Consider the following 9600-nt stretch of genomic DNA (forward strand, 5'->3'; position numbering starts at 1 on the left):
GGCCGACCGCCGGTCGGCCGGGTCTGGCTGCGAATTGCCAGTAGTCAAATCTGACTAATACTGATGGCTCAATGTGCGAAGAGGACTACAGGGAGAGTCAGTCGTGCACATCATCAGTCGCCACCCGACTTCCGCTGCGCCATGAAAGCCGCGCAGTGGAACGAAGACATACGCCAACTCCAGCATCTGCGCCTGTTCCAGAACGTGGCCGCGGGTCACCTGGAGCAATTGCTGAAGGACTTCCGCGCCTGTGAACTGGAGCGCGGGGAAATCCTGCTGTCGCCCTTCAACCGCAATCACTTCCTTTATATGGTTCTCTCCGGGCACCTGACGGTGTACCTGGGCTCCTTGGACAACCAGCCGGTCAGCACCCTGCATCCGGGTGACTGCGCCGGCGAAATCAGCTTCATCGACAGCGACCATCCCTCGGCCTACGTCGTCGCCAGCGAACCGACCACCGTGCTGCGCCTGCATCGCGAAGCGCTGATCGGCCTGTTCGAGCACTCCCCGCAGGTCATGCAGAATCTCCTCTCGGTCCTCTGCGAACGGGTCCGCGAGGGCAACCGGATCATTCTCGACACCGAGCAGAACGCCAACCTCGACACCCTCACCGGACTGTTCAACCGGCGCTGGCTGGAGCACATCTACGATCGCGAGAGCACGCGCTGCGCCTTCAACGAACAGCCCATGTGCATGCTCATGCTGGATGTCGACCACTTCAAGAACTACAACGACGAGCACGGTCACCTGGCCGGCGACTACGCGCTCTGCCTGGTCGCCCACACCCTGCGCAGCCAGTTGCGGCCCAAGGACAGCATGGCGCGCTACGGCGGCGAAGAGTTCGTCATCCTCCTGCCGGAAATCGCCATCGAGGAAGCCCGACGCATCGGCGACCGCCTGCGCCAGAGCCTGGAGCAGGTTGCCTCCTTCTACTCGCCGGTGGGCGTGCTGCCCGGCGTCACCGTGTCCCTGGGCCTGGCCGAGATGGACATCCAGGAAAACCTGCCAAGCCTGATCCTGCGCGCCGACGGTGCCCTCTACCAGGCCAAGCAGAAGGGCCGCAACTGCCTCTGCGGATGAGCCTCGCTGTCCTTCATCCGCCCTTCTGTTAGATTGCGCCCCAGCAAGAAAACCAATAACAAAGCTGGGAAGCTGACATGCGCAAACTGCTGATCATCCTGCTCGTCCTGCTGGCCGTTGGCCTGGGGATCTTCTTCAACCTGCCGGGCTACATGGACCGCAAGATGAACACCGTGGCCAGCCCGCCACCCTACCCTGCCTCGCCCGAGGCCCAGGCGCTGCACCAGACCCTGTTCGTCGCCGACCTGCACGATGACGCCCTGCTCTGGGACCGCGACCTGCTCGATCGCCACAACCACGGCCACACCGACCTGCCGCGCCTGCTCGAAGGCCATGTCGGCCTGCAGGTGTTCTCCACCGTCACCAAGACGCCGCGTGGCCTGAACTACGAAAGCAACAGCGCCGACAGCGACAACATCACCCCGCTGGTCATCGCCCAGCGCTGGCCGGCCCGCACCTGGAACAGCCTGCTCGAACGCGCGCTCTACCAGGGCGAACTGCTGGACAAGGCCGCCGCCGGCAGCCAGGGCAAGCTCACCCTGGTGCGTAGCCGCGACGATCTCACCCGCTACCTCGCCGCCTGGCAGAAAGACCCGAAGCGGCTCGCCGCCGTGCTGGCCACCGAGGGCCTGCACCCACTCGAAGGCAAGCTGGAGAACATCGACCGCATGTACGACGCGGGCTTTCGCATCATGGGCCTGACCCACTTCTTCGACAACGAAGTCGGCGGCTCTGCCCACGGCCTGAAGAAAGGTGGGCTGACCGAGTTCGGCCGCCAGGTCATCCCGCGTCTGGAAGACAAGAAGATGCTGATCGACCTGGCCCACGCCTCGCGTCCGCTGATCGACGATGTGCTGGCGATCGCCAGACGCCCGGTGATCGTTTCCCACACCGGCGTCGCCGGTACCTGCCCCGGCCCGCGCAACCTCACTGATGCGCACCTGCGCGGCATCGCCAACACCGGCGGTGTGATCGGTATCGGCTACTGGGACGGCGCGGTCTGCGAGACGTCGGTGGATGCCATCGTCAAGGCGATGCGCTACGCCGCCGACAAGGTGGGCGTCGAGCACGTGGCACTGGGTTCGGACTTCGACGGCGCGGTGAATGCGCCCTTCGACACCACCGGTCTCGCGCAATTGACCCAGCGCCTGGCCAAGGCCGGTTTCAACGAGCAGGACATCGCCGCCATCATGGGCGGCAACGTGCGCAGGCTGCTGCTGGAGAGCCTTCCGTAGGCCAAGTCAATAGGCAGGATGCCCGTGGCACTTCGCCCTGCGGGCATCTTGCATTACACTGGCGGCCGTTCATTCCTTAACCAGTACGAGACCACCGTGCTCAAAGCACTCAAGAAAATCTTCAGCAAGGGTGATGGCGAGCAGCCCGTCACCACGCCGGCAGCCCCCGCTCCCGCTGCCTCCGAGCCCGCCCAGAGCGGCGAAAAGCGTCCGCGCAAACCCCGTAACCCGCGCCCGCCCCGCGAAGCGGCCGAGACCGCCGATGCCGCCGCGAAGCCGGCCCGTGGTCCCAAGAGCGACAAACCCCGCGCCGAGCGTTCCGAGAAAGGCGAACGCGGCGAAAAACGCGAGCACGCTCCGAAACACGAGCATGCCAAGGCCGAGGGCGCCGACAAGCCCCGCGAGCCGAAACCGCGCCGCGAGCGCAAGCCGCGCCCGCCGGTGGTGGACAACTGGAAGCTGGAAGACTTCGTGGTCGAGCCGGCCGAAGGCAAGACGCGCTTCCATGATTTCAACCTCGACCCGCGTCTGATGCACGCCATCCATGACCTGGGCTTCCCCTACTGCACGCCGATCCAGGCGCAGGTACTGGGCTTCACCCTGCGTGGTCAGGACGCCATCGGCCGTGCCCAGACCGGCACCGGCAAGACCGCCGCGTTCCTCATCTCGATCATCACCCAGCTGCTGCAGACCCCGCCGCCGAAAGAGCGCTACATGGGCGAGCCGCGCGCGCTGATCATCGCGCCGACCCGCGAGCTGGTGGTGCAGATCGCCAACGACGCCATTGGCCTGGCCAAGTACACCGGCCTGAATGTCATGAGCTTCGTCGGCGGCATGGACTTCGACAAGCAGCTGCGCACCCTGGAATCGCGCTTCTGCGACATCCTGGTCGCCACCCCCGGCCGCCTGCTGGACTTCAACCAGCGCGGCGAGGTGCACCTGGACATGGTCGAGGTGATGGTGCTGGACGAAGCCGACCGCATGCTCGACATGGGCTTCATTCCCCAGGTCCGCCAGATCATCCGCCAGACCCCGTACAAGGGCGAACGCCAGACCCTGCTGTTCTCCGCCACCTTCACCGACGACGTGATGAACCTGGCCAAGCAGTGGACCGTCGACCCGGCAATTGTCGAGATCGAGCCGGAAAACGTCGCCAGCGATACCGTCGAGCAGCACGTCTACGCCGTCGCCGGCAGCGACAAGTACAAGCTGCTGTACAACCTGATCGCGCAGAACGACTGGACCCGCGTGATGGTCTTTGCCAACCGCAAGGACGAGGTGCGCCGCATCGAGGAACGCCTGACCAAGGACGGCATCAGCGCCGCCCAGATGTCCGGCGACGTACCGCAGCACAAGCGCATCAAGGTCCTGGAAGGCTTCCGTGAAGGCAAGATCCGCGTCCTGGTCGCCACCGACGTCGCCGGCCGTGGCATCCACGTCGACGGCATCAGCCACGTGATCAACTTCACCCTGCCCGAAGACCCGGACGACTACGTGCACCGCATCGGCCGTACCGGCCGCGCCGGCACCACCGGTACCTCCATCAGCTTTGCCGGCGAGGACGATGCCTTCGCCCTGCCGCCGATCGAGGAGCTGCTGGGCCGCAAGATCAACTGCGAAATGCCGCCCACCGAGCTGCTCAAGCCGGTTCCGCGCAAGCACTGATCGCTTGCTGCACCACAAAAAGGCGAAGCCACCCGGCTTCGCCTTTTTTGTTTCCAGCGTTTTTCAATCGGGCGTTACCTCCGGTGACGCATCCCCTTCCTAGAGCCTCTCGTTTCTCCCGCCGGACCCGCTGGGACGACCGTACGCCATCCCCCCGCAAACAATGGCCACGCGCCATTACCCGCGAAACAGGCCACGTTCCAGCCTTTTTTGCTCAGTTTTATTTACAGACGTAAAAAAATTCGCACGCTTCTTGCAAAGCACGCGAGAACAATTCCAAGAACTCGTCGGAATCCTCCCATGCCCTTGCGCGCCAAACTTGCTCTGAGTTTCCTCTCGGTCGGCCTGATCCCCGTACTGGTGATGGCCATCGTGGTCTATCTCCAGGCCAGCCGTGCCCTCGAAGAACAAAGCCTGAACGCCCTGGAGGCGGTCGCCAGCATCAAGCAGCGGCAGCTGATGGACGCCTGGAAGGCCCGCAACGACCAGCTCAGCAGCCTCGCCACCAACCTGGGCAGCAACTACGCAGGGCTGGACAGCGACTCCCTGGTGACCACCGCCAACTACGACCGCCCGGTATTCGAGAACTTCATCAAGACCTTCGGCTACCGCGAACTGCGCCTGGTGGCCGGCGACGGCAAGGTGGTGTTCAGCCTTGGTCGTGGCGTCGACTACCAACAGAACATCGGTGATCCGCAGTGGCGCGACACGCCGTTCGGCCAGTTCATCCGCAAGGCACTGGACAGCGGCAAGGCCAGCATCAGCGACCTGGAGCAAGCGCCCAACGACCAGCAGCCCGTGCAATGGCTGGCCGCGCCGATCAAGGACAACGGCAAGCTGCAACTGTTGCTGGTCCTGGAGCTGCCGCTGGCGGCGATCAACGAAGTGATGCAGAACCGCCAGGGCCTGGGCGACGACGGCGAGACCTACCTGGTAGGCGGCGACGGCAGCCTGCGCTCGGACTCGGTGCGCTTCGCTGACCACCACGTGCGCCGCGACAAGGAAAGCCCCACCGCGCTGCCCGGCCAGGCCATCGGGAAAGCCCTGGCCGGTGAACAGGGACGCCTCGCCGAAATCGGACTGAGCAACGAGCCCGCACTGAAATCCTTCGTGCCGCTCAACCTCGATGGCGTGCACTGGGCGCTGGTGGCGGAAATGGACCAGGCGCAGGCCTTCGCCCCGGTGCGCAAGCTGATGTGGCAGATCCTTGTGCTTGGCCTGCTGACCCTGATGGGCGTGGCCGCCGGCACCTGGCTGGTCAGCCGCAGCGTGATGCGCCCGCTGGGCGGCGAGCCGGCCAGCATGGCTGCGCTGGCCCAACGCCTGGCCAGTGGCGAACTCAAGTTGGGCGACGATGCCAGAGCCAGCAGCGGCCTGATGCAGGCCCTGCGCGAAATGACCGTGGCCTGGCGCCAGGTCGTCGAGCGCCTGCGGCAGGCCAGCGAGGCCGTGGGCGATGCCAGCGGCGATATCCTCGACGCCGCCGGACGCACCAGTAACCACCTCGACCAGCAGCAGGAAGCGCTGGAAATGGTGGTCAGCGCCGTCGACCAGATGGCCGCCACCGTGCAGGAAATCGCCGGTAGCGCCAGCCGCAGCGCCGACGGCAGCGCCGCCGCGCGCCAGGCCTTCGTCGCCATGCAGGGCACCCTGCAGCACATGATCGGCCGTCAGGACCAGTTGCTGGTCGGCCTGCGCCAGGCCGACGGTGTGGTTCAGACCCTGGCCGGCGAGAGCCAGCAGATCGGTTCGGTGCTCGACGTGATCCGCTCCATCGCCGAGCAGACCAACCTGCTCGCCCTCAACGCCGCCATCGAAGCCGCTCGCGCCGGTGAAGCGGGTCGTGGTTTCGCCGTGGTCGCCGATGAGGTGCGCAGCCTCGCCCAGCGCACCCGCAGCGCCACCGATGAGATCGTCGCCATCGTCGGCAGCCTGGGAGATTCCTCCGTTCAGGCCCAGTCGAGCATGAGCGGCGCCGGCGAACAGGCCCACACCCTGGAGCAGGACACCCAGGCCGTGATCGAGGCCCTCGGCGCGCTGGACGAGTCCCTGCAGGGCGTGCACGCCATGGCCTTCCAGATCGCCGCCGCCGCCGAACAGCAGGCCGCCACGACCCAGGAAGTGAACCAGCACATGCACCGCCTGAGCGACATGACCGTGGAGAATCGCAAGACCGCTGCGCACACCCGTGATTGCGGCGAGCACCTGCGCCGCGTGGCCGGCGGCCAGCAGGAGCTGGTGGCGCAGTTCAAACTGTAAGTCGCCTTCTTGTAGCAGCGAGCTTGCTCGCGAACCGCACAACACCCGGACCACCGGCGAAATGCGTTCGCGAGCAAGCTAGCTCCTATAGGTCGCTCATCCGACCACCCGCCCTTGCCGATCAAGACAACAGAGTCCAGAATGGAAAAATAAATCCACTATCGGAGTCTCGTTATGTCCGCCGCCACGCCTTTCACCCTCAACCAGGCCGACGCCGAACTCCTGCTCGATCAGGTCGACGTGCTCCAGGCGATGCGCGACATGTTCGTCGAACTGGCCACCGGCAGCGCCGTGCAGCCCGCACAGCAACTGGTGGAATTCCCCAACGGCGGCGGCGACTTCATCAATTACCTGGGCGTACTGGCCTCGCAGCAGGTCTACGGCGTGAAGACCTCCCCGTACATCGTGCGCCAGCCCAAGTCGCTGGTCACCGCGTGGAGCCTGCTGATGTCCATGGAAAGCGGCCAGCCGCTGCTGCTGTGCGACGCCGGTAGCCTGACCACCGCGCGCACCGCGGCTACCACCGCCCTGGCGGTGCAGGAACTGGCCCGCCCAGACGCCAAACGCCTGGCCATCGTCGGCAGCGGCCCGGTCGCTCGTGCGCACCTGCGCTACGTCGCCGGCCTGCGTGACTGGCAGAGCATCCGCGTGTACTCGCCGAACCTGAATGCCGGTGTATTGGCCCAGTTCGGCGCTATCGACTCGCGGGCAGAACCGGCCACCAGCATCGAGGCCGCCGTGGCCGACGCCGATGTCGTACTGCTGTGCACCTCTTCCGGCACCCCGGTGCTCGATCCGGCGATCCTCAGCAAGCCAGCGCTGATCACTTCCATCAGCACCAACGTCGCCCGTGCCCACGAAGTGCCACCGCAGTCGCTTGCGCAAATGCACGTGTACTGCGACTACCGCGCCACCACTCCGGCCACCGCTGGCGAGATGCGCCTGGCCCGCGACGAGCACGGCTGGGACGGCGCCATCCGTGGTGATCTGCCGGAATTGGTCAGCGGCCAGGCTGCCAAGCCGGACTACCAGCGCCACGCCTTCTTCCGCTCCATCGGCCTGGGCCTGGAAGACGTCGCCCTGGCCAATGCGCTCTACCATCTGCAACGCAAGAACGCCTGAGCCGGAGACTCCCATGATCGAAGTCGACTTCCTCATCATCGGCGGCGGCATCGCCGGCGCCTCCACCGGCTACTTCCTCTCCCGCCACGGCAAGGTCGCCGTGCTGGAGCGCGAATCCCACGCCGGCTACCACTCCACCGGCCGCTCGGCAGCGCTCTATACCGTCGCCTACGGAACGCCGCAGGTACGTGCCCTGACCGCCGCCAGCCGCACCTTCTTCGACAACCCGCCCGAGGGCTTCGTCGAACACCCGATTCTCACGCCGCGCGGCGAGATGACCGTGGACTTCGAGGGAAACCCGGAAGAGCTCCAGCGCCAGTACGACAGCGCCCTCGCCAGCGTGCCGGAAATGCGCCTGCTCGATGCGGACGAAGCCTGCGCCATCGTCCCGGTGCTGCGCCGCGAGAAAGTCCACGGCGCGATGCTCGACCCCAGCGCCGCCGACATCGATACCGACGGCCTGCTGCAAGGCTACCTGCGCGGCATCCGCCGCAACGGCGGCAGCGTGCAACTGGACAGCGAAGCGCTGGAAATCAGCCGCATCGACGGCGCCTGGGAAGTCCGCTGCGCGCAACAGACCTACCGCGCACCGGTGCTGGTCAACGCCGCCGGCAGCTGGTCAGACAAGGTTGCCGAACTGGCCGGCGCCGCCCCCCTGGGTCTCACGCCCAAGCGTCGCGCGGCCTTCCTGTTCAGCCCGCCCGAGGGTGTGGACAGCCACGCCTGGCCGGTACTGGTCAGCCTGGACGAATCCTTCTACTTCAAGCCCGACGCCGGCATGCTGCTCGGCTCGCCGGCCAACGCCGACCCGGTGGAACCCCACGACGTTCAGCCCGAAGAACTGGATATCGCCATGGGCATCTACCAGATCGAGGAACACACCACGCTGAGCATCCGTCGCCCGAGCCACACCTGGGCGGGCCTGCGCTCGTTCTTCGCCGACGGCGACCTGGTGTCCGGCTATGACCCCGCCACGCCCGGCCTGTACTGGGTCGCCGGCCAGGGCGGCTACGGCATCCAGACTTCCGCCGCCATGGGTGAAGCCAGCGCCGCACTGATCCGCCATGAAGCGCTGCCCGAACACCTGACCTGCCACGGCCTGACCGCCGAGATGCTTTCCCCGACGCGCCTGCTGGCCCGGTAAGCTGCACGCCGTGACAGCCTGCGGGCGCTTGCGGCACACTCGCCGGCGCCCGCTCCCTCGCCCGCCTCATCGCCTCCGAGAGCCTTGCCCATGACCGCCGCTGATCCGCTGGACAACTACAAGGCCATCGCCGACGCCATCGCCGCGCTGTTCTTCCCCCACGCCGAAGTGGTCATCCACGACCTGCGCAACCAGCGCGTGGCGTACCTGGCGAACAACATCTCCAAGCGCGAGATCGGCGACGACTCGGCACTGGAAGACATGCTCGAAGGCGGCCATGACGAACGCAACATCGGCCCCTACGAAAAGCTCAACTGGGACGGGCAGAAGATCCGCTCCATCAGCACCGTGCTGCGCGACGCCAAGGGCGAGCCGCTGGCGGTGCTGTGCATCAACCTCAACATCACCCTGTTCGAGACCGCCAAGGCGGCGCTCGACCTGTTCCTCTCCCCCAGCAAGGTCATCCCGCAGCCGGACGCGCTGTTCCGCGACGACTGGCAGGAGCGCATCAACACCTTCCTGCATGGCTGGCTGCAGCAACGCCAGCTCAGCCTCTCCACGCTCAGCCGCGACCACAAGCGCGAACTGGTTCTTGCCCTTCACGCCGAGGGCGCGTTCAAGGGCAAGAGCGCGGCGAACTACGTGGCCAATGTCCTGAACATGGGCCGGGCGACGGTGTACAAGCACCTGAAGGAGTTGAAGGAGGAGGTTTGACTATCCAGGGTGCAGGCAAACATTATCTGAATTCGCCCCCCCCTGAATCAGCGCGCTATCGGAGCACTAATACCTACATCTGGAAGTCTGAAAGCAATTCAGCATCTACGAGTTCAGGATGTTTGCATCAGTGATTTCGTACATAGCTGCCATCATGATCCCTATAGCCTGGCGGTCCTCTGCCACGCTATATGAGCACTGAGCAAAGAGGTTCACCTCGCGAGCGCACCCGACACATTGCCCGCCAGCGTGTAAGCGCTCTGTGTAAGCACCCTGTTACTCATAGTCATACTGCACCTGCCTACTAGTGGAAACAGGAAGCCGCCTAGCTCGCGGCTCTCCGTCGGGTACTGGCCAAATATCTGGAGCCACTGTCGCCAT

Annotated in this window: 7 protein-coding genes; all 7 read left to right on the top strand. The window is 65.5% G+C overall.

Annotation, left to right across the window (positions count from 1 at the left end; genetic code table 11):
• Window positions 1–141 precede the first annotated feature (141 nt).
• On the top strand, window positions 142–1080 hold the full coding sequence (locus tag FAS41_RS26950; protein ID WP_138526405.1) for a GGDEF domain-containing protein: 939 nt from the start codon (window positions 142–144) through the stop codon (window positions 1078–1080).
• 77 nt (window positions 1081–1157) lie between these two features.
• Entirely contained in the window at window positions 1158–2315 is a 1158-nt protein-coding gene (locus tag FAS41_RS26955) for a dipeptidase (RefSeq protein WP_138526406.1), read from the top strand.
• A 96-nt stretch (window positions 2316–2411) separates the two neighbouring features.
• Window positions 2412–3980: an ATP-dependent RNA helicase RhlB gene (rhlB, locus tag FAS41_RS26960; RefSeq protein WP_138526407.1), complete on the top strand. Its 1569-nt coding sequence runs from the start codon at window positions 2412–2414 to the stop codon at window positions 3978–3980.
• A gap of 300 nt (window positions 3981–4280) precedes the next feature.
• Window positions 4281–6239: a methyl-accepting chemotaxis protein gene (locus FAS41_RS26965; RefSeq protein WP_138526408.1), complete on the top strand. Its 1959-nt coding sequence runs from the start codon at window positions 4281–4283 to the stop codon at window positions 6237–6239.
• Between the two features lie 174 nt (window positions 6240–6413).
• Window positions 6414–7361 carry an ornithine cyclodeaminase family protein gene (locus FAS41_RS26970; RefSeq protein ID WP_138526409.1) on the top strand — a complete coding sequence of 316 codons (948 nt, stop codon included), beginning with the start codon at window positions 6414–6416 and terminating at the stop codon, window positions 7359–7361.
• A 13-nt stretch (window positions 7362–7374) separates the two neighbouring features.
• A complete protein-coding gene (locus FAS41_RS26975; RefSeq protein ID WP_138526410.1) occupies window positions 7375–8505 on the top strand; it encodes an NAD(P)/FAD-dependent oxidoreductase in 1131 nt (376 codons plus the stop codon).
• Between the two features lie 90 nt (window positions 8506–8595).
• Window positions 8596–9219 (top strand): helix-turn-helix transcriptional regulator, encoded by a 624-nt coding sequence (locus tag FAS41_RS26980; protein WP_138526411.1) that lies wholly within the window; start codon window positions 8596–8598, stop codon window positions 9217–9219.
• Window positions 9220–9600: the final 381 nt, after the last annotated feature.

Source organism: Pseudomonas nicosulfuronedens, from assembly GCF_005877905.1.
Lineage (GTDB): Bacteria > Pseudomonadota > Gammaproteobacteria > Pseudomonadales > Pseudomonadaceae > Pseudomonas > Pseudomonas nicosulfuronedens.